This is a genomic window from Chitinophaga sp. W2I13, from assembly GCF_050434005.1.
GTDB lineage: Bacteria > Bacteroidota > Bacteroidia > Chitinophagales > Chitinophagaceae > Chitinophaga.
The window spans coordinates 7,392,093-7,414,240 of sequence record NZ_JBNPWD010000001.1 but is presented as its reverse complement, the minus strand read 5'-3'; the positions used below and the strand labels follow the sequence as shown (position 1 = coordinate 7,414,240).

Sequence of the window (22,148 nt, the reverse complement as noted above, 5' to 3'; positions counted from 1 at the left end):
ATAAACTATTCATCATGAGAAATTATAAGCGTAATGGAAGTCTTTGGGTAACAAAAATAAGAAGCCTGTTGCCGGTAGCCTTTGCGTTGCTGCTAGGAACCACAGCATATGCCCAACAAGCGGCAACCGCGGATACCACTGTGAAGACAACTGCGATCGGCACTTCAAAGATCTGGGGAAAGGTAGATGGGATCGCCATCGAGGGATTGGTCCAGGGGCCTTCAGCCGCCGAATCGCCTTTACAGGTGGCTTGTGTGTTCGAGTACACGGAAGGGGATATTTTTAATCCTCCTGCATTGCCCGCCGCGCTGAACGGCATGGTTCATTTGGATGAGGCGCTGCACGGTCAAATTACAGAATTGCGCAAAACAGGCAGGTTTGCCGGGCATGCATTGGAAACGATTCTGATTACGCCCGCCAAAGGCGCATTGAAATCCCCGCGTTTATTATTGATTGGTATGGGCAACCGGAATAATTTCACGCCCGATCTTATGACCTCCGTGGCAACTGTGGCCATGCGTGAAGCACTGAATTTAGGCGTGACCAGTTTTTCTTTCGCCAGCGATATCAAAGATGGCGGTATCGATTCACCGACGGCCCTCGTTGCAGGTAACGTCACCAAAGGCATTATTGAGGCATACAGAACGCAGCTGTATCTCCATAAAAATAATTTAGCCGCCCCGAAAAAAATAACCAAAGTAATACTGCTTGCAGGCCCCGCATTTTTCGTCACTGCCGGCGAAGGAATCAAAGAAGCCATTGCTTCATTTCATAACTAAAACTGACGACGATGAAAAAGGCCGATTTAATTCTTTATAACGGTAAAATCCATACCGTAGACCGGCACCAGCCTTCAGCAACAGCAGTGGCGATCAAAGAGGGCAAATTCATTGCAGTGGGAGACGACGCTACGGTACTGAACGGATTTCAGGATACCGGCACGGTATTGATCAACCTGAAAAACAAAAGGGTGATACCAGGATTAAACGATTCGCATATCCATTTAATCCGCGGTGGCCTGAACTATAATCTTGAATTAAGATGGGATGGCGTCCCTTCCCTGGCAGATGCATTGCGCATGCTGAAAGTGCAGGTGGCACTAACACCATCGCCGCAGTGGGTGCGTGTGGTAGGTGGCTGGACTGAATTCCAGTTCGCTGAAAAACGAATGCCCACCCTGGATGAGATCAATGCCATTGCGCCGGATACGCCGGTGTTTATTATGCACCTGTACGACAGGGCGCTGTTAAACCGTGCAGCATTGCAGGCAGTTGGATTTACAAAAGACACGCCGGCGCCGCCGGGAAGCCGCCTGGAGAAAGATGCCAAAGGCAATCCCACCGGACTGCTGCTGGCAGCGCCCAATGCACTCATCCTGTATGCCACACTCGCCAAAGGACCGCGGTTGTCGTATGAACACCAGGTAAATTCTACCCGTCACTTTATGACGGAGTTAAACCGCTTTGGCATTACCAGCGTGATAGACGCCGGTGGCGGCTTTCAGAATTTCCCCGACGACTATAAAGTTATCAGTGAACTGAATGAGAAAAAGCAACTGACCGTTCGTATCGCCTACAACTTGTTCACACAACGGCCTAAACAGGAGCGGGAAGACTTTGAAAACTGGACCAGCTCCGTTACCCTTCACCAGGGAGACGATATGTATCGTCACAACGGCGCCGGCGAAATGCTGGTGTTTTCTGCGGCCGACTTTGAAGATTTTCTCCAGCCGCGGCCGGACTTGCCCGATACAATGGAGGAGGAGCTGGAACGGGTAGTGAGGCTGCTGGTAGAAAAACGCTGGCCTTTCCGTTTACATGCTACCTATAACGAAAGTATCACCCGGTTTTTAAATGTTTTTGAGAAAGTAAACCGGGAGATTTCTTTTAACGGTCTTCCCTGGATCTTCGATCATGCGGAGACCATCGATGAGCGCAACATTGACCGTGTTCGGGAACTTGGCGGCGGCATTGCCATTCAAAGCCGCATGGCTTTCCAGGGCGAATACTTTGCCGATCGTTATGGGCCTGCCGCAGCGGCGCATACGCCACCGGTTAAACAAATGCTTCAATCAGGGGTACCCGTTGGCGCAGGTACCGATGCCACCAGGGTTAGCAGTTATAATCCATGGGTAGCCCTGTACTGGCTTACTGCCGGCAAAACCGTAGGAGGGTTGCAACTATACGGCGATGCGAACAAATTAAGCCGGGAAACTGCACTGGAACTGTATACAAAAGGGAGTGCATGGTTCTCCGGGGAGCAACAAAAGAAAGGCAGTATCAGAGTAGGGCAGTTTGCCGACCTGGCGGTATTGGACCGCGACTTTTTTGAAGTGGATGATGAAGCGATCAAATCTATTGAGTCCATCCTCACCATTGTTGACGGAAAGGTGGTATACGCCAAAGACGATTTCGCTACCCACGCACCGCCAACAATACCTGTGTTGCCCGACTGGTCACCCGTAAAAAACTATCCGGGTTACCATAAAGATGCTGCGGTTGTTGCCAAGGCGCCAGCTGCCGAAGCAGTTGCTGCTGCCGGGATACATAGCTGCAAAGGCAGTTGCGACGTTCACGGGCATCATCACGATATTGCCCGTAAGAGCAACATCCCTGTTAACAATTACACCGCATTCTGGGGGGCATTTGGTTGCTCCTGTTTTGCATTTTAACGCGCATATTATGAACGATATTATCATCTCCATACTTTACTCCGACCTGGGCAGCACCTGGAATAACGTCGCTATGCTGGTATTCCGCTGCCTGCTGGCACTGGAGCTGTTCAGGGTACATGGCATGAAAAAATTCCGCGTAGTGAACGGGCAAAAAGAGCATGTACCCAATCCGCTTCATTTACCGGAAAAGCTCAACGCACTGGTGGCTACGTTTTCAGATACGGTAGTGCCTTTCCTGGTAATGCTGGGCATCGGTACGCGGCTGGTAATTCTGCCGACGATTGGAGTAACCGCCATCGGTTACTTTGTGGTACACCGTAACGACGACCTGGAGGTACGCGATGTGCCCTATATGTACACACTCTCTTTACTTTTTTTACTGGCGCTGGGCGCCGGTACCTATTCTTTGGATACCTTTTTATTGCTTCAATTATTTAATTAAAAAAGATGATTACACGTATTGGTATTAAACCAGAACACCTTTCTGCCGTAGCCCATTCGCTGGGAAAAATAATGGCAGACGAATTCGTTCTCTACACCAAAACCCTCAAAGCGCATTGGTGTGTAACAGGACCTGATTTTCACAGCAAGCACCTTTTTTTTGAATCTCAGTACGGGCAGATGGAAGAAATAGTGGATGATGTGGCAGAAAGGATCCGGTCCCTTGGCCATTTCCCGCCCGCAACCCTGAAGGAGTTTTTAAGCCTGACGCACCTCACGGAGCAGTCGAGAGAAAAAAATGATGCAACAGGCCACATCAAAGAACTGCTGTCGGACCATGAAAGTATACTGATCCGCCTGCGGGAAAACATTGACGGCTACGTAACCGCATTCCATGATGCAGGAACCAGTGATTATATCACAGGGCTGATGGAAAAGCATGAAAAAATGGCCTGGATGCTAAGGGCGCATCTTGAATAGCAAAAAAGGTTTTAAACACCACAAAATTAAAACATGACAGAAGCTACACACAATATCAATTGGGTAACATTTTTACTTGCATGGGTGGCGGGTTTTTGCGATACCGCCACCTTTGTATCGGGAGATGGCATTTTTTCTGCACACGTGACCGGCAATTTTATTGTGTTTGCGGCGCAGGTGGCAACGGGTGGCGATCACATGGAGTCCTGGATGAAACTAATCACCTTTCCTGTATTTGTATTCGCTGTAATGGCCGCCGGATGGGCCGTTGAGAAAACGCAGAAAAAGTATAAAATACTCCTCGTGGAGGGCATCGTACTCATGATTTGCGGAATTGGCGCTATCTTGCAGCCTATGCTAACGGGAGTGGAAGAGAAAGTAATGATCTATTCAATTGTGATGACTACTGCAGCAGCAATGGGGCTGCAAAATGCTTTTGGGAAATTATTTGCCAAAGAAACACACGGACCAACCACCATGATGACCGGCAACGTTACCCAGGCCTCGCTGGATCTGGGAAACCTGATCCGGAAGGGCCGGAGCGGCGATGCCCTGGCGTGGAAGGATTTCCAGGGCCAAGTGTTCACCATCGGGGGGTTTTTAGCCGGTTGCGTGATCGGCGCAATAATGGCTAAATGGCTGGGACTCAGTGCTATCCTACTGCCGGGAGTGGCCGTTGTTGTTTGCTATTTGCAGGGAGAGGTGCTGGCGCGTAAATTTGCGCCATGAGGAAAATGATCCGGGGGAAAATATGGATATGGATGTTGCTGGGACTGGCGGTTACCGGGGAAGCCTATGGGCAGTCCGTTGCCGGCCCTGAAACCATAGGCCGGTTGGTTCAAAGCAGTAAAGGAGATACCGCTACTATCACCGCCTGGATGAAGCGGGGAGAATCGTTCCTCGACAAACCGGGGTCACTGGAGCCAGATATGAAAATGGCTTTCCAGATCGCCGGCCAAATGGAAAAATTAAGTAAGGAGCTGAGATACCCGGCAGGACTTGGGCTGAGTAAACTGTTACTGGCAAAAGCCTACCGGGAATCCGGACGTTCCGCCGAAGGCAGAAAATCAAGTGAAGAAGCGGTTCGCCTTTTAAGTGTTTATGGAACACCCAGGCTAAAGGCGGAAGCAATATTGGAGCTGGGCGGCAGCTACTCCAATTCGGCGGAAGACCTTCCAACAAAGATCAGTTTATACAAGCAGGGCATCGATATTTATCAAAGCTTGGGCGACAGTCTTTCTGCGGCCAAACTTAATGAGTTCAGGGGAGATCTGCTGCAGCTGAACGGTCAGTATACGGAGGCGCTGGAAGTACTCACAGCCACTTTATCCGTTTACCAGCAAATAGGATACCCGCGCTTACAGGGAATTTATTCGATAATGGGTGAAATCAATCACGAGTTAAACAATTTCACTCAATCGCTCCGGTATAATTTACTCGCCGTGGAAGCCGGAAAAAAAACAGGCGATACAGGACCGGTGATGACGACCGTATATAACCGTGTTGGGCTGAATTACTATAGTATTAAATATTATGACGAGGCAATTGATTACTTCAATAAAGCATTAGTACTGGCCCGGAGTAACCGGGACACCGGCAGTATTAAAACCATGCTTGTCAATATTGCAGACGCCTGCCGCAATAGGGGCGGATACAGGAGAAGCCTCGACACCTTGTTGGTTAGCGCGCAATATGGGCCGTCTGCGAGTGAAACGGAACGGATGCTGGAACCAATGATCTATATGAAGGACTATATGGCGCTCATGGAGTTCGACAAAGCAGATCATTACTTCAGGAACCTGGTAAGCAGCTATCAGCAGCGCAGGATACCTGACAGAACCAGCCAGCTTTTGCGCCTGGCGATTATTTATTACCTGCAGTCGGTGGGCCGTTATAAGGAAACGATTCCCTATCTCCGGAGTTATGCCCACTACAAAGATAGCATACCACTGGCGCTTGTACGGAAGGTGGAAGGAGAGTACCTGTTTTACAGAACTGATTCGGCCATGGGTAATATTTCTTCAGCTTTCAGCCATTTCAGGCAATATAAATTGCTTTCCGATTCTTTAACCAGTGTTGCCCAGGCGAAACAACTGGGAGTACTGCAATTACAGTTTGAAACCAGGCAAAAAGATAAAAATATAGAATTACTTACGCAGAAAAGTGCGCTGCAGGAGGTGTTGTTGCAAAACGAGAAAGTATTCCGCAATGCATTTGCCGCAGGTGTAGCCATGCTGGTGCTTTTCTCCACATTAATGTATAACCGTTACCGGCTGAAAAAACGTTCTAACCTGGAGCTGGAAAGTAAACAACGGGAAATAAATGATCAGAACGAAGTGCTGAAAAAGCTGGTGGAAGAAAAAGAGTGGTTATTGAAAGAAGTACATCACCGCGTTAAAAATAATTTACAGATTGTGATCAGCCTGCTCAATACGCAGTCTGAATACCTGGATAACGCAGATGCAATAGCTGCCATCCGCAACAGTCAGCACCGCATGTATGCGATGTCGCTCATTCATCAGCGGCTTTACCAGGTTGATAATCTTGGGAAAATAGATATGAAATGGTACATGGGGGAATTGATTGGTTATATGAAGGAGTCGTTTGAACAAACAGATAAGATTTCTTTCACTACGGAAACTGATCCGTTGCTGCTCGATGTTATCCAGGCAGTGCCCATTGGGCTGATCATTAATGAGGCCGTGAGCAATTCGATCAAATATGCGTTCCCGGGAGACCAGGGAGGCAATATTTATGTTTCATTGAAACGTACAAACGAAGCCGGTTGTTTGCTGCTGATTTCAGATGATGGTATTGGCTTTTTGCAGGAACAGGATCCGGAGAACACATCGCTGGGAATGAGCCTGATGCACGGCCTTTCCGGTCAGCTTGATGGCAATTTCCGTATATCGGCTGCTGTGGGAGCCGGCGTAAGAATCAGGTTATCCTTTCAATGCAGGACCTTTAGTACTATAAACAGTTAAAACGCCTGCAGGATGAGTTTAAAAGAGAAAATACTGATCGTGGAAGACGAATTTATCGTTGCCAATGATCTGCGTATTATGCTGGCGAAAGCCGGTTATACCATGTGTGGGATTGCTTCTTCTGTAGAGCAGGCCCGCGAGTTAATTGCGCTTAAAGATCCCGACTGGGTGCTGCTCGATATTACGTTGAAGACGCCGGTGTCGGGGATTGAACTGGCCAAAGAATTATTTCTGCAGAAAAAACCGTTTTTGTTTATCTCTGCAAATACAAACCAGGCTACGCTGGAAGCAGCAAAAACAACACAGCCATATGGATTCCTGGTGAAGCCTTTCCGCGAGCGCGACCTGCTGGTGATGCTGGACATTGCCCGGTACCGTTATAGCGCGGAGCATGGTGTTGCTGAAAATAATACGACCGTTGTAAGCGATGACGACAACAGCTTTCCCGACATTATTGGTAAAGGAGCTGCATTGAAAAAGGCCCTCGAAAAAATCCGTGCAGTAGCCCGCAGTAAAAGCTCCGTATTGCTGCTGGGAGAAAGCGGAACAGGAAAAGAACGGTTTGCGCAGGCCGTTCACAAAGCTTCCAACCGGAAAAACAAACCACTGGTAACGGTTAATTGCGCTGCCTTGCCGTTGGCTCTTTTAGAGTCGGAATTATTCGGTCATGAGCGGGGAGCCTTTACCGGCGCCGGTCAGAAACGGATTGGTAAGTTTGAACAGGCGGGTGGAGGTACCATCTTCCTGGATGAAATCGGTGAATTATCTTTAGAAGCGCAGGTAAAACTTCTGCGCGTATTACAGGAAAGGGAAATTCACCGCCTTGGCGGCGATATGCCAGTGCCGGTAGATGTGCGGGTGATTGCGGCAACCAACCGCAATCTTGAAAAAGAAGTGGCCGAAGGAAGGTTCCGGCTGGACCTGTATTACCGGCTGAATGTATTTCCGATAGCGTTGCCGCCTTTACGCGAAAGGGCAGAAGATATTCCGCCGCTGACCGCTTACTTTCTTAAAAAGTTTGCACTGGCATTGGGAAAACAGGTACCGGAAGTGAGTAAGGAAGCCATGCAATCACTGCTGGAATACCGCTGGCCGGGCAATATCCGGGAATTAGAGCATGTCATTGAACGGCAGGTTATTCTGACGATGAACAATGAGATCACTGATTTTGATTTGCCGGTACACCTGGAAAAAAATCCGGGTTCCACCTCCTTTGAAACGATGGAGCAGATGGAGCGGAACCATATTATGAACGCATTAAAACTATGCAAGGGCCGGGTTTCTGGCGTTAATGGCGCTGCCGAAATGCTTGGGTTACCTGCGCAAACTGTATACTCCAAAATGAAAAAACATGGAATTGAATCGGGTTACAAATAGTATTATTTTTTGAATGCCGTCACATGGAAAAAGAAACAACAAGGATAGAAGCTTTCAGTGATGGGGTTTTCGCCATTGCCATCACTTTACTGGTATTGGAACTGCATGTGCCGTTGATGGAAGAAAACGGGAAAGGAGATTCGTTGTTGAAAAAGCTGGCCGCGGAATGGCCTTCTTTCCTGGCTTTCAGCCTGTCTTTTTTCAGTATTTTCATTATGTGGGTCAACCATCATAAAATCTTCAAACAGATCTACCGGCGCAATACCCCGCTGATGTTCGCCAACGGGCTTATCCTGTTCCTGGCTACCTGCGTTTCCTATCCTACGGCATTACTCTCCCGTTACTACCATACTTCCTCCGTTCATATTGTAGTGGCCATTTATACCGCTTTATTTGTATGCATTAACCTGGCATTCAACCTGCTTTGGTGGATCGCCAGCCAGGACCGGCAACTGTTAAGACCAGACATCACCGACGACGGTATTAAGCGTATAAAAAGGAATTACCTGTACGGCATCCCGGTGCATACCTTGGCCTTTATCCTTTCCTTTGTGCAACCAACAGCTGCGTTGTTTCTTTGTGTGGCCTTGTGGATCTACTGGGCTTACACTTCCGGTAAGCTCGATCTTAAAGGAAAATAGTTTCACGCTTCCCCGTCTTCTTTGCCGGTAACAAAATGTTCTTTTTTAATGCCTAACCGCTGCATTTTTGATATCAGGGTAGTTGCCGGCATCTTTAATTTTGTAGCAGCGCCATTGGGTCCTGAAATTCTTCCCCTGCATATTTTAAGCACCTTCAGAATATACTCCCGTTCTATTTCTTCCAGCGGCAGGATCTTAAAAGCTTTGTCATTTAAACTGCTTTCTGCACCAATTTGCTCAGGAAGCTGGATCATTTTAATGATGCTCTTATTAGTCAGCAATACCGCGCGTTCAATAAGGTGTTCCAGTTCACGGATATTACCCGGCCAGGCATAGGAAATTAATTTTTCCATTGCTTTTTGGGAGATGCCCGAAATTTTTTTCCCGGAGTTCCGGGAGAACCGTTCTATAAAATAAGAGGTGAGGGCGGGAATATCTTCTTTTCGTTTCCGCAAGGGAGGTAAGGTAATAGGGAATACATTTAACCGGTAGTATAAGTCGCTCCGGAAGCGGTTTTGCGACACTTCCTTTTCCAGGTTCCTGTTGGTGGCGGCAATGATCCTTACATTCACACTGATGGTTTTTCCACCACCCACCCGCTCTATTTCTTTTTCCTGCAATGCCCTTAATAATTTCACCTGGAGCTCCGGTGGCAATTCTCCGATCTCATCGAGGAACAAGGTGCTGTTATTCGCCAGTTCAAACTTCCCGATACGGCGGTCGGACGCACCGGTGAAACTTCCTTTCTCATGGCCGAATAATTCGCTTTCTATGAGGTTCGCCGGCAATGCAGCACAATTCACTTTGATCATGAGCTTCCCCCGGCGCGGAGACGCCTCATGTATGGCACGGGCAACCAACTCCTTGCCGGTGCCGGTTTCCCCGAGTAAAAGTACGGTAGCATCTGATGGCGCTACCTGCGAAATTAAACGGAAAATCTTCTGGATTTCGGGTGAATGACCAATGAAGCCTGAAAAGCGGTTGGCCGATTGTTCGGCTATCAGGTAAGCCTTTTCTTCTTCCAGCTGTTGCCTGTACCGGTCTATTTCCTCCATCTGCTGTTCTATCTTTTCATTGGCCAGCACATTGCACATACCAGTTCCTAAAAGGTCTGCCACGCCGGCGAGCAGGTTGAATTTTTCAGCTGAAAAGGCCCCTTCCTTATTTGAATAAAGAAATAACACACCCCTGTCTTCGTTGGCATTGGTGATTTTAACCAGCATCATTTCTTTGATGCCGAGTTTAAACCAATAGTGAACGTAGGGTGCAATATCCTTTTGCCTGGTGAGTGCAGCAAGTTGAAAAATCACCGGCTGATCAGCGGACAACGCGAGGTTAAAAACCCCGTCATTCACAGGATGCTGGCGGTGAATAATGGGACTGTCCACCTTACCATTTTCCAGTTTCTTATCCCGGCTATGCAAAAACGGATAGTGCGTCGTAGCGTCTTCAGACAATAAACATAAAGTATAATACTGGCTGTTAAACAGGTCCAGTATTTCATTATTGATGATATCCCACAGGTCGGCCCGGCTGCGCACCGCAGCAATTCTGCCGGCTACGCAAAGCAAACTTGCCTGTTCATTTTCTTTTTGAATAAGTTGATTTTCAAAGATGGCATTCTTGTCCACATGACTGCCCTGTTCTATATCCACCGGACCCGTATGATTGGTTTTCTGCATCATCGAAAGTACTGAATTTCATAGAGCCGGACAAGAAAGCGATATCATAATATTACGACATGTCGTATTTTTTAAAACTAATTAATTTCATAAGAATTTGATTGTTAATTGATTAAAGCTGGGCACACCGTTTGACTTGCCTGGGCAAAACAAACCAATAACTATGAGCACAAAAGAAACTACACAGCAGGTGCCTGCGGTAGCAAATGATCCGGCCATTTCAAAAGACGTCAAAGCTTTTTTAAGTGTGCTGAATGTACCGGGAGCACCGGGACTGGAAACACTTTCCGTAAGTGAAGCCCGCCAGGTGCTGATCAATGCGCAGGCGGCTGCGGATGTTGACTATTCCGGTATTGAAGAAAGTGAAAAGACGATCAGCGCCGGTGGTTTTTCGATCAAATTAAATATCGTAAAACCAGCAGGAAACAAAGAACAACTCCCGGTATTCATTTTCATCCATGGCGGCGGCTGGGTATTGGGCGATTATCCCACGCATAAAAGAATGGTAAGGGACCTGGTGGTGTTATCCGGTGCAGCAGGCGTTTTTGTGAATTACACACCTTCACCCGAAGCCCGCTATCCCCAGGCGGTGAATGAAATTTATGCAGCCACCAAATGGGTAGCGGAGCATGGCGCTGAAATTGGTGTGGATGGCAGTCGCCTTGCCATTGTAGGCAACAGCGTAGGTGGTAATATGGCTACCGTAACAGCGATCAAAGCCAAAGAAAATAAAGGCCCTGAGATCCTTGTACAGGTGCTGTTCTGGCCGATTGTTGACGCCGGCTTTGAACATGATACCTACAAAAGATTCGGACAGGACCGTTTTCTGACCACGCCTTTAATGAAATGGATGTACAATCAGTACACTACGGATCCTGCAGAACGTGAGCAGGTGTACGCATCTCCACTTAACGCTACGATCGAGCAGTTAAAAGGACTTCCTCCTGCCCTAATACAGGTAGCCGAAGCGGATGTGCTCCGTGATGGCGGTGAGGCTTACGGCCGCAAACTCGATGAAGCCGGCGTAGCGGTAACCACCGTTCGATACAATGGAATGATCCACGACTTCGGATTACTGAATGCTTTGGCAAACATTCCCCAAACAAAATCGCTTTTTGTGCAGGCCGCAGCAGAACTCAAAAAATACCTGGGCTTAAAGTAAAAGATCGCCTTTTATCCATTCCATCATTTTTATTATAATATCATAACATGAGTGCTTCTTCTGTAAAAAATATCGTTATTGTACACGGCGCCTTCGCAGACGCTTCCGGCTGGGAAGCTGCCTACAATATCTTAAAATCAAAAGGATATAATGTTACCCTGGTACAAAATCCTACCTCTACACTGAAAGACGACGTGCAGGCGACCAACGTTGCGCTGGACCGGCAGGATGGACCCACCGTGCTGGTAGGTCATTCCTGGGGCGGTACTGTTATCACTGAAGCGGGCGTACATCCTAAAGTAATGAGCCTGGTGTATGTGGCTGCTTTTGTTCCTGATGTCGATGAATCAACGCTGGCCCTTGTTCAGTCGGCCCCAATCCTGGAAGTAAATGGTATTCTGCCCCCGGATGAAAAAGGGCTGGTGTACCTGGATAAGGATAAGTTTAACCAAACATTTGCCACGGGACAAAGCAAAGAGAAATCTGACTTCATGTATGATTCGCAGATTCCTTTAACCGTGACAGCCTTCGTTGATAAAGTAACCGCGGCGGCCTGGAAAACTAAACCTTCCTATGCTATTCTTCCCACCGACGATGGCACCATCAATCCTGTACTGGAAAGAACCATGTATCAAAGGGCGGGCAGCAAGGTAGTGGAAATGAAAGGTGGTCATACACTGTTCATGACCCATCCGGGAGAAGTGGCTGACGTGATTGTATCCGCTTCCATACTTCAGTAAACCTGCTGAAATCATCTTTACAAATTTAAAAAGAACATCATGAAATTAACTTTATCAGTTGCTGCAGTCCTCGTGTTTTCGCTGATGACTGCCGTTACTTCCGCTCAAAATAAACCATTTGCCAGGGCTGAATACATCGAGGTGGAGCCCAATGTAAGATTGCATGTTACCGATCTCGGGGAAGGAACGCCCGTTGTGCTTATTCATGGATATCCTTTGAGCGATGCCTGCTGGGAATACCAGTACCATGCCCTGGTAAAGGCCGGCTACCGGGTTATTGGCATTACTTTGCGGGGATTTGGTTTATCCGGCAAGCCTTATGGCAAGTACAACTACGATCAGTTTGCAACGGATATTAAAACAGTACTCGATAAGCTAAACATTAAAGATGCCATTCTTGGCGGTCATTCGATGGGCGGAGCGATATCACTGCATTATGTCGCCAAATTTAATGCGGCGCATGTAAAAAAACTGGTATTGTTTGATGCGGCAGCTCCCTGTCACACAAAGAAAGCGGATTATCCTTATCCGCTGTTCACCAAAGATCAGATTTCCAGCTGGATTGAGTTGCACAACAACAACCGCCCGGCCTTATTTGATGCCGTAGCGGCAAAGTTCACGCTGTCGCCAACTTCGCTGACACCAGGTTTGGGTAACTGGCTGGGAGGTATTGAAGCACAGTCTTCGCCATACGCCACAGAACAGGCGCTTATTGCACTCCGGGACGAGGATCTGCGATCAGACCTGCCCAAAATAAAGATACCTACGCTCATCCTGCACGCTACGCACGACAGCATCGTGTCGTACGCATTGGCTGAACAGATGAAGGCAGGTATAAAGAATGCAACACTGGTGCCTTTTGAGAAAAGCGGGCATGCTGCATTTATCGAAGAAAAAGATAAGACCAATGCTGAGTTGATCAAATTTATCAAAGAATAGCAACGGTAGTTAATGTGACGGGGACAAGCCATTGGACGTAGTCCCCGTTGCATTAAACATCTTCTCTGATTGTGAAAAATTCTGCCGGGTTTACGATATATTTATTATAATTGCAGCACTGGTTCCTCCTTACCAGCGTACGCGTATGGTTAATTATAGCAATTATTCCGATCCTGATCTGGTCTTATTACTTAAGGAAGGAGACCGGAATGCCTTTGCAGAAATTTATCACCGGTATAAACTGGTACTTCACCATCACGCCTGGAATAAAACCCGCAACGACATTGATGCGCAGGATGTGATCCAGGAGATTTTCTCTAATCTCTGGGTAAAAAGAGAGGCCATTCAGATTGAAAGTAATTTATCAGGTTACCTATACAGCAGTGTGAGGAATCATATCCTGAACCTGTTTGCGAAAAAACAACTTCAGCAGAAATATATTGACTCCATACAACATTATTCCCAACATGGAACGGCCGTTACCGATCACAAGGTGCGCGAATCTATGCTGGCAGCGGCAATTGAGAAAGAAATAGCCGACCTTCCGCCAAGAATGCGGGAAGTGTTTGAGCTAAGCCGGAAACAGCACCTGAGCCATAAACAGATCGCTGAAATCATGGGCACTACCGAGCAAACGGTGAAAAAGCAAATGTCTAATGCCTTAAAACATCTCCGTAAAAAAATAGGTTTCTTTGCTTATCTCTACCTGCTCTGGATGCTAAAGCACTAAGTGAGGATGGTCCGCTTAAAAATATTTTTCTCCCGGCTATACCACTTATAGTCTTCCTGCCTGTCTTATGATGTATAAAGCACTTTTTTAAAGCTAATCATCAGAAAATTGGACAACAGCATTGTAAAAGTATCACACCTGTCTCATAAATACAGCCGGGACTGGGCCATACGCGATATCAACCTTGAAATCAGCAAGCTGGGCGTACTGGGCTTACTGGGTTCAAACGGCGCCGGCAAATCAACCACCATGAACATCCTGTGCGGGGTGCTGAGCCAGACAGAAGGTACCGTGGAGATAGATGGGATTGATATCCGGCAGCAGCCGGAAGCAGCCAAAATGAGGATAGGCTTCCTCCCTCAGAACGCCCCGCTGCACCTTGATCTGACGGTTAGTGAATACTTAACGTATTGCGCTTACCTGCGCAACATCGATAAACGGCATGTAAAGGTGGCAGTAGCGTCGGCGATGGAAAAATGCGGGGTTGCCCATTTCCGCAAAAGGCTTATCAACAACCTCAGTGGCGGCTACCGGCAGCGGGTGGGCATCGCTCAAAGCATCATACACCGGCCCAAACTTGTTGTGCTGGATGAGCCAACAAACGGACTGGATCCTAACCAGATACTGGAAGTGCGCAAGCTGATCAAGGAAATCGCCACGGAAAGGGCCGTTATCTTTTCTTCTCATATTTTATCGGAAGTGCAGGCCACCTGCGATGATGTACGCATGATTGAAGGCGGAAGAATGGTATTTGCGGATACCATGAAGGCTTTCAATAATTACATTTTGCCAAATTCCCTGCGTGTTTATATGAACAATCCGCCGCCAATTGAAACAATGGCGGCCATCCCCGGGATCACCCATGTAGAACTGCTGAATGATGGTGGTTTCAGGATGCATTTTGACACTACTTCATTGGTGTCTTCTACTATTATTCAACTCGCCGTTGACGATAACTGGCAGCTCACAGAGATCATGCTGGAGAAAAGCAGCCTGGACGAAATTTTTGCACAGTTATCAAACAAAACTTCCTGAACCTGTTATGACTAAAATATTTAAAATAGCTAAGCTGGAGCTCAGCGTACTTTTTTATTCCCCTGTAGCCTGGCTCGTGCTGGTGATTTTTATGGTGCAATCAGGGATGGGTTTCTTTGGAATGCTGGGCAGTTTCCAGGAGTTGTTTATGATGGGAGAAAAAGCAGATAATTTAACGCAGCTTCTCTTTCCCGCTACCAATGGGCTGTTCGACAAAGTGTTGCAAAATCTTTATTTATATATCCCGCTGCTTACCATGGGACTGATAAGCCGGGAAATCAGCAGCGGTTCTATCAAATTATTACTATCGTCGCCGGTAAAAATCAGTGAAATCATTTTGGGTAAATACCTCGCCATGATTTATTACGCGCTGATGCTGATGGCTATTTTAGGCATTTACTGTTTGATTGGTATGTGTGTGATTAAAGATGCGGATGCTGGATTGATCGGCGCTGGATTGTTGTCTTTGTTCCTGTTAACAGCCACCTACGCGGCTATTGGCCTGTTCATGTCGAGCCTTACCGGGTACCAGGTGGTTGCTGCCATCAGTACCCTTGCTGTATTTGCGGTGCTGAAGTATATTGGAACGGTAGGACAAAGCATTGATTTTGTAAGAGACCTTACCTATTTTCTGTCTTTATCAGGACGAACGGAAAGTATGTTAAATGGCCTGATCACCTCCAGGGATATCATCTATTACCTGCTCATTATTTTACTTTTCCTGGGTCTTACGATGCTGCGGTTTAAAGTGAGCCGTGAGTCTAAACCATTGGCCATACAGGCAGGCAAGTATGTTGCGCTCCTTGCATTTGTTTTGCTGGCAGGATATTTAAGTGCAAGACCCTCCGGTATCTTCTACCTGGATGTTACCGCGCAAAAGTCCCAGACGCTGACACCGGCCAGCCAGGCTGTTGCCAAACAGATGGAAGGCCCCCTCATAATCACCACTTACGTAAACCTCCTGGACCAGCATGTATACGCCGGGCTGCCGGTATCACGAAACACGGATCTGTCGCGTTTTGAAGATTTCCGCAGGTTTATACCTGGTATCAAAATGAACTATGTTTATTATTATGATGCTACCGATCTTGCCAGTAATCCCAATATGATTTACCAGGGAGATATTACCGGTTTGAATACAAAGCAAGTGGCTGAAAAAGTGGCGGACAACATAGGAGTTGACCTTGACGATTTTTTAACGCCTGACCAGATCCATCAAATTATTGACCTGGCGCCGGAGGAAAATACATTTGTCCGGCAGCTCAGCTACCGCGGCAACACCAGCTTTCTCCGGCTGTATAATGAAAATAACCAGTTCCCGGAAGAAGCGGAAATTACGGCTGCTATAAAGAAGCTGATGGCGCCACGCCAGCAGATTGTTTTTATAGAAGGAGATGATGAACGCAGTATCCGGATAAAAGGGGACCGGAGTTACAATTTGTTCAGTAACGCCAGGAAAACCAGGAAGTCGCTGATCAACCAGGGCTTTGATGTAGTAAGCGTAAACCTGGATGTAGCGGATGTGCCGGAAAGCACAACCCTGCTTATACTGGCAGATCCGGCCAAGCCATTGAGCCACCGTGCCGACTCCAGTGTGCGCCGTTATATAGCTACGGGAGGCGATATGCTGATTACAGCAGAACCTTCGCACCGGGAGGTGATCAATCCATTCCTGCGTCAGTTTGGTGTGCAGCTGTCCCCGGGCATGATGGTGAACCCCGATAAAAATGCGCCTGCCGATCTTATCCAGGGGCGCATTGCCACAGAAAATAACGAATACCTGGATCAGCTGATGTACATGAATGCGGCTGTGGCCATGCCTTCTGCGGCCATGCTGGAGGTAACAGACAGTGTTTTCACCGCGGATACCGTGCTGCAAAGCAGCGCCCTGGGCTGGAACAGGACGAATGGATTTGATCCTTCATCGTCGTCGGTATCCTACCAGCCCGAGCTGGGAGATCTGAAGGGAAGCAAACCGTTAGTCCTGATGCTCAAACGTAAAATAGCCAACAGGGAGCAAAAGATCCTGATCAGCGGAGATGCCGATTTTATGAGTAATAATTCCATTCCGCAGGCATACAATTTCCCATTTATTAATGGCATCTTTAGATGGTTCAGCGATGGCCGGTTCCCGGTGAAGGTGAGCCGCCCGGCGCCGCAGGACGATGCCATTTTAACCAGCAGAAAGCAATTATCGGTTTACCGGTCAGGAACATTATGGGGAATACCTGCATTAATGATCGCCTGTGCTGCAGTGCTTTTGATCAGCAGGAAAAGAAAATAAAAAAAATATACCTCCTGGGGAGGTGTTGATTGTCTTACATAATATACGCAGGTTATGAGCGAACTAACTGAACAACAAATCCGGGAGATGCTGGAGCATTACAGGCTGGGAGAGGCCACCCCGGAGGAATTGGCGTTGCTGGAGTCATGGTACTTAAGCTACCGGGAAGAAGGGGCGGCCGCGCCTGATATGATAGCGCGGCTTGCTGCCGTTGACCAGGTATGGGAGCGGCTGGAAAATGAATACCGCCCGGTCAAACGCCTGTTTGGATGGCGGCGTAACCTGGTGGCCGCAGCAGCTGTTGCAGCTTTCATGATCGGGATAGGCGCTTATTTTCTTTACCGCCCGGTGCATACACCGGCAATTTCTGTCAGCCAACTGGCGGAGAGTAAGAATGATATTCCTCCCGCCACAAACAAAGCAACCTTGTCTGTTGCCGGCAGTGGTACGATGGTGCTGGATTCTTCCAGGAGGGGTATTGTGGTGAACAGCGGCGATGTAAGGTACGATGATAATACAAAGCTCAAGGGGGATGCCGCTTTAAGCGATGGTATCCGGATGCTGACCTTGCAAACGCCTAAAGGAGGTACGTACCGGCTGGTATTGCCCGACAGCTCTGTCGTTTGGCTCAATGCAGCTTCGCGCCTGGTTTTTCCTTCCAGCTTTGGTGGACAACAACAGCGGGAAGTTGAGCTGCAGGGAGAAGGTTACTTCGAAGTGGCAAAAAATAAAGCGCAACCCTTTGTCGTAAAAAGCCGTGGGCAAAAAGTGGAAGTGCTGGGAACACATTTCAATATCAGCAGCTATATCGATGAGTCGATCACCAAAACAACCCTGCTGGAAGGCAGTATCCGTATCGGTAACGTAGTATTGAAACCAGGAGAGCAGGCGCAGAAAAGTGACGCCGGAATTAAAACCGTCCTGGTAGATACAGAGGAAGCCATCGGCTGGAAAAACAATTATATCGTTTTCCAGGATGAAAAGATCCAGTCGATCATGCGTAAAATAAGCCGCTGGTACGATATGGAAGTGGTGTATGAAGGAACATTGCCAACCGATGATTTTGGCGGCCGCGTAAGCAGCCGTGCCTACGTTTCACAGGTATTAAGAAAACTGGAACTGACCAATAAAGTGCATTTTAAAATTGTGGGAAGAACAATTATCGTCACCAAATAATAAGTCACTGAAGGGCGAAAAATAGCCAGATGTGGTTGCACACAACTGGCTGGCGCCTGGCGGTATTGTCAATAAAATTCCTGATTGTATCAACTATCAACCAAACAAGACAAATGTATAAAAATTATGCGATGAAATCCGGCATGCATCATTTGTATGTCCGTAAAATCCGGCGGATCATGCGATTAACGTCCTGCTTACTGTTCATCATGCTCTTCAGCGTGTCGGCAGCCTTTGCCCAGCAGATATCACTCAAGGAAAAAGAGGTGGCTATCCGGGTGATCATTACAAAGATCCGGCAGCAGAGCAATTATGAATTTGTGTATACTACCCAGCTATTGGAAAATACCCACAAAGTAAGTATCAATATAAAAGCGGCTGATATCAGAACCGTATTGGACCTGGTTTTAAAAGACCAGCCACTGTCCTATACTATCGATGATAATACCATTATACTAAGAGAAAAGCCGGTAGGCGCCGCTCCGGCGATCAATTTCGTTGATATCATGGGATTCGTTTCCAACGACCAGGGCGTGGGCCTTCCCGGGGCCACCATCCGGTTGTCAGGGACTCCCATATCAGTGGCAACCGACCAGGGCGGTCTGTACAAAATACTCAGGGTACCCGACGATGGCCGCCTGATATTCTCTTATGTCGGTTACCAGTCCGATACTATTGCCGTAAAGGGCAGAACAGCCATCAATGTGTTGCTGAAGCAAGCATCCATTGAAATGAAGGGTGTGGCCATCGTTTCAACCGGTTTGCAGGAATTGCCGAGAGAAAGAGCCACGGGATCTTTTGAAGTCATTTCTAAGGAGCAGCTTCAACACAGCACCGATCCCAACCTGATCCGGCGGTTGGAAGGGATTACCACCTCGCTGGATTTTCGTAACGATCTTCGTCCTATCAATTCAGCTTCGCCTAATGCCAGGCAGTCTCCATTGGCCAACCTTACCATCCGTGGTAAAAATACCCTGAATGACGCAGTGAACGCAGACCTGAACGGTAACTACAGCGGCCAGGTGCTGGTGGTGATCGATGGTATTGCCAGTCCGTACTCCATCGACCGGGTGAACCCTAATGATGTAGAGAGCGTAACCATCCTGAAAGATGCCGCCGCCGCTTCTATCTGGGGCTCCCGCGCTGCCAATGGCGTTATTGTTATTAAAACAAAACGTGGGGGGTATAACCGCGCACCACGGGTAACCTTTAACAGCAATATTAATGTCACCGAAAAGGTGGACCTGTTCTACAATAAAACAATGAGCGTTTCTGATTACATCGACGCACAGGCAGCTTATTTTGAACAGCAGAACCGGCCATTGCCGGATCTGAGCATCTCCCACTTATACGGGCAGGAAATAAAATCACCGGTAGCAGAAATTGTAGATGCCTGGAAGTTTAAACATACACTGACCGACGCGCAGGCCAACGCGCAACTGGATGCTTTAAGGAACAATGACATCAGGAAAGATTATGATAAATATTTTCTGAGAAATGCAGTTACCCAAAGTTATTCCTTAGGAGTAGATGGTGGCGGCGAACGCTTTAACTACCGCTTGTCCGGCGGATGGGACAAGACCATCAACAATACAAAAAATTCGGACTACGACCGGATCGCACTCGGTTATTCCATGTCCGTTAAACCGCTCAAAAAACTCGAACTACAGGGAAATATTTCTTACAATGTTCAGCAATACAACGAACAAGCCCCGCAAAACAGGATCACCGGCGCTACTGATGCTACCTTTTATCCTTATTCACGCTTAGCCGATGACCAGGGTAACTACCTGGAATTTGCCAAACTTTACCGCCAGGGCTTTGCCGCTGCGGTGGAAAAGGAATATGCCGATAAATTTTTAAGCTACCGCTATGTGCCGCTGAACGATATCAATGAAGGATACAACAAGCTGAAATCGCAGAACCTGAACCTGGGCATCAACGCCAATTACAGGATATCAAACGGGCTTACCGCACAGCTGACGTATAATTATAACACCGGCAGAAATAATGATAATACCCTTTACCGGCAAAACTCATTTTATATGAGGAACCTGCTCAATTATTTCACCACTTCGCCGGCGTCTGTAGATCCCAGAACACTGGAACCAGTGGAGCCTTATAACCGTCAACTGCCCTTAGGAGGCCAGTACACGATTATGCAAACTACCTCCAGCAATCATACCTTCAGGGGACAGTTGAACTTTGACCATACCTGGAAAGAAAAGCACCAGTTATCGGCCATTGCAGGTTTTGATATGGCCCAGTCTTATAGTCTTGCCGCCAGCAACGGTTACTACGGCTATGATGAAGGCACCTTGTATACCAATAACAAGCTGGATTTTAAAACCATGATACCAATTGCTTTTGCAGAAGACTTCAGCGGGTACAATGGTGAATATATTCCTAATCTTTCAACCGGGTTTATCGACAATAAAGTGCGCACCCTCAGTTACTATGCCAATGCTGCCTATACGTATGACGCCAGGTATACGCTTTCAGGCAGTATACGCAAGGATCTTTCCAGTGAGTTTGGGCGTGGCACCAACCAGAAAGGGACACCATTTTATTCTGTAGGCGGCGCCTGGAATATTCACAACGAAAGTTTTTATCACTGGGGCCTGGTGCCTTCACTGACCCTGAGAACAACTTATGGTTATAACGGAAACGTAAACCCGCTGATTATTGCGAGGCCACTGATCACTTATTCCACGCTCAATGGCACCAATAATCTTCCGTATGCGTATACTTCCTTCGGCACCGGCATCACTAACAGCCAGTTGCGTCCGGAGCGGACAGGCGTGCTCAATATAGGTGTAGACTTCCAGTTTAAAGGCAACCGGCTTTCCGGTAATATCCAGTACTACAGCAAGAAAACGACCGACCTGATTGCCGGCGGCGCGCTTGATCCCAGCACAGGATACACCAATATCAATTACAACACAGGCAACCTGCAGGGACATGGGGTAGAGCTCACACTAAACTCGCTGAACGTAAGCGCAGGGGCGTTCAAATGGAACAGCAACCTGTTGTTTGCCTACAACCGGGTTAAGGTAACGAAGCTGTTTGCCACGGCTACCAGCCAGGCCGGCGCGGCGGTGAGTAACAGCACCGGTTCCTATAACGAAGGCTACGACCTGTCACGGTTGTTTGGATATCAGTGGGCGGGCCTGGACCCTAAAACCGGCGATCCGCGGGGATACCTGGATGGTAACATCGTAACCATATCTAATTCCCCCGAGGGCGACAACAATTACAAAGCTATTCAGAATGCCCCGCTGGGTACCCTGAAATATTTTGGCAGCGCGGTTCCTGTGTATTATGGGTCATTCAGGAATACATTTTCCTACGCTTCTTTTGCGCTGTCGGCCAACCTGCTTTACAAACTCGGCTACTATGTACGCCGGCCTTTAGCGCAGGTGGTTAACTATGGCAACCTGTATTCCGGTAACAGTTTGCAGGGGGAAGAATATAACAACAGGTGGCAGCGCCCCGGCGATGAAACAGGCACTAATGTGCCGTCGGCCGTCATGTCGACGGGTAACCCCAACAGGGATAATTTTTACTATTACTCGGCCATCAATGTAGTGAAAGGGGATCATGTAAGATTACAGGAGATCAATCTGTCTTATACCCTGAAAGTAAAGCCTGGATGCCGTATTAAAGATCCAAGAGTATATGCCAACATCAGCAACCTGGGTATTATCTGGCGCGCCAACGATAAAGGGATAGATCCGGAAGTATTCGATTATCCTTTGCCGCGTACTTACAGCCTGGGATTTTCAACTAACTTTTAATTGAAC

The 22,148-nt window shown here is 47.7% G+C and carries 17 protein-coding genes; 16 read left to right on the top strand and 1 reads right to left on the bottom strand.

Features of this window, described 5'->3' with window-relative positions:
• The first annotated feature begins 14 nt into the window (after positions 1-14).
• From QFZ48_RS30230 to QFZ48_RS30195, 8 genes are read left to right on the top strand one after another with little or no spacing between them, the layout of a single operon-like run.
• Positions 15-779: a M17 family peptidase N-terminal domain-containing protein gene (locus QFZ48_RS30230; protein ID WP_429047030.1), complete on the top strand. Its 765-nt coding sequence runs from the start codon at positions 15-17 to the stop codon at positions 777-779.
• An 11-nt stretch (positions 780-790) separates the two neighbouring features.
• The gene (locus QFZ48_RS30225; protein ID WP_429047031.1) at positions 791-2,671 is read left to right on the top strand and encodes an amidohydrolase; all 1,881 of its coding nucleotides are present in this window, start codon (positions 791-793) and stop codon (positions 2,669-2,671) included.
• Positions 2,672-2,681: 10 nt separating this feature from the next.
• Positions 2,682-3,116, top strand: coding sequence for a DoxX family protein (locus QFZ48_RS30220; RefSeq protein ID WP_429065163.1), 435 nt, complete (start codon positions 2,682-2,684; stop codon positions 3,114-3,116).
• A gap of 5 nt (positions 3,117-3,121) precedes the next feature.
• Positions 3,122-3,595, top strand: a complete 474-nt coding sequence (locus QFZ48_RS30215) for a Dps family protein (protein ID WP_370912950.1) — start codon at positions 3,122-3,124, stop codon at positions 3,593-3,595.
• 33 nt (positions 3,596-3,628) lie between these two features.
• On the top strand, positions 3,629-4,324 hold the full coding sequence (locus QFZ48_RS30210; protein WP_429065161.1) for a YoaK family protein: 696 nt from the start codon (positions 3,629-3,631) through the stop codon (positions 4,322-4,324).
• Positions 4,321-6,579, top strand: coding sequence for a tetratricopeptide repeat-containing sensor histidine kinase (locus QFZ48_RS30205; protein WP_429065159.1), 2,259 nt, complete (start codon positions 4,321-4,323; stop codon positions 6,577-6,579). Before QFZ48_RS30210 ends, QFZ48_RS30205 begins: the two co-directional genes overlap by 4 nt.
• A 12-nt stretch (positions 6,580-6,591) precedes the next feature.
• Entirely contained in the window at positions 6,592-7,956 is a 1,365-nt protein-coding gene (locus tag QFZ48_RS30200; RefSeq protein WP_429065157.1) for a sigma 54-interacting transcriptional regulator, read from the top strand.
• Between the two features lie 23 nt (positions 7,957-7,979).
• Positions 7,980-8,597: a TMEM175 family protein gene (locus QFZ48_RS30195; RefSeq protein WP_370912954.1), complete on the top strand. Its 618-nt coding sequence runs from the start codon at positions 7,980-7,982 to the stop codon at positions 8,595-8,597.
• Between the two features lie 2 nt (positions 8,598-8,599).
• On the opposite strand, the gene QFZ48_RS30190 is transcribed toward QFZ48_RS30195, so the two are convergent.
• Positions 8,600-10,282, bottom strand: a complete 1,683-nt coding sequence (locus tag QFZ48_RS30190; protein WP_429047041.1) for a sigma-54-dependent Fis family transcriptional regulator — start codon at positions 10,280-10,282, stop codon at positions 8,600-8,602.
• Positions 10,283-10,442: 160 nt separating this feature from the next.
• On the opposite strand from QFZ48_RS30190, the gene QFZ48_RS30185 reads away from it, so the two are divergent.
• From QFZ48_RS30185 to QFZ48_RS30150, 8 genes are all read left to right on the top strand, one after another.
• Positions 10,443-11,441 carry an alpha/beta hydrolase gene (locus QFZ48_RS30185; protein ID WP_429065156.1) on the top strand — a complete coding sequence of 333 codons (999 nt, stop codon included), beginning with the start codon at positions 10,443-10,445 and terminating at the stop codon, positions 11,439-11,441.
• Between the two features lie 47 nt (positions 11,442-11,488).
• A complete protein-coding gene (locus QFZ48_RS30180) occupies positions 11,489-12,181 on the top strand; it encodes an alpha/beta hydrolase (protein WP_429065154.1) in 693 nt (230 codons plus the stop codon).
• 39 nt (positions 12,182-12,220) lie between these two features.
• Positions 12,221-13,120, top strand: coding sequence for an alpha/beta fold hydrolase (locus tag QFZ48_RS30175; protein ID WP_429065152.1), 900 nt, complete (start codon positions 12,221-12,223; stop codon positions 13,118-13,120).
• Positions 13,121-13,265: 145 nt separating this feature from the next.
• Entirely contained in the window at positions 13,266-13,850 is a 585-nt protein-coding gene (locus tag QFZ48_RS30170; protein WP_370912958.1) for an RNA polymerase sigma factor, read from the top strand.
• A 108-nt stretch (positions 13,851-13,958) separates the two neighbouring features.
• Positions 13,959-14,885 (top strand): ABC transporter ATP-binding protein, encoded by a 927-nt coding sequence (locus QFZ48_RS30165; RefSeq protein ID WP_429065150.1) that lies wholly within the window; start codon positions 13,959-13,961, stop codon positions 14,883-14,885.
• Between the two features lie 7 nt (positions 14,886-14,892).
• On the top strand, positions 14,893-17,169 hold the full coding sequence (locus tag QFZ48_RS30160; protein ID WP_429065148.1) for a Gldg family protein: 2,277 nt from the start codon (positions 14,893-14,895) through the stop codon (positions 17,167-17,169).
• A 54-nt stretch (positions 17,170-17,223) separates the two neighbouring features.
• Entirely contained in the window at positions 17,224-18,345 is a 1,122-nt protein-coding gene (locus QFZ48_RS30155; RefSeq protein WP_429065147.1) for a FecR family protein, read from the top strand.
• 29 nt (positions 18,346-18,374) lie between these two features.
• A complete protein-coding gene (locus QFZ48_RS30150) occupies positions 18,375-22,142 on the top strand; it encodes a SusC/RagA family TonB-linked outer membrane protein (RefSeq protein WP_429065146.1) in 3,768 nt (1,255 codons plus the stop codon).
• Positions 22,143-22,148: the final 6 nt, after the last annotated feature.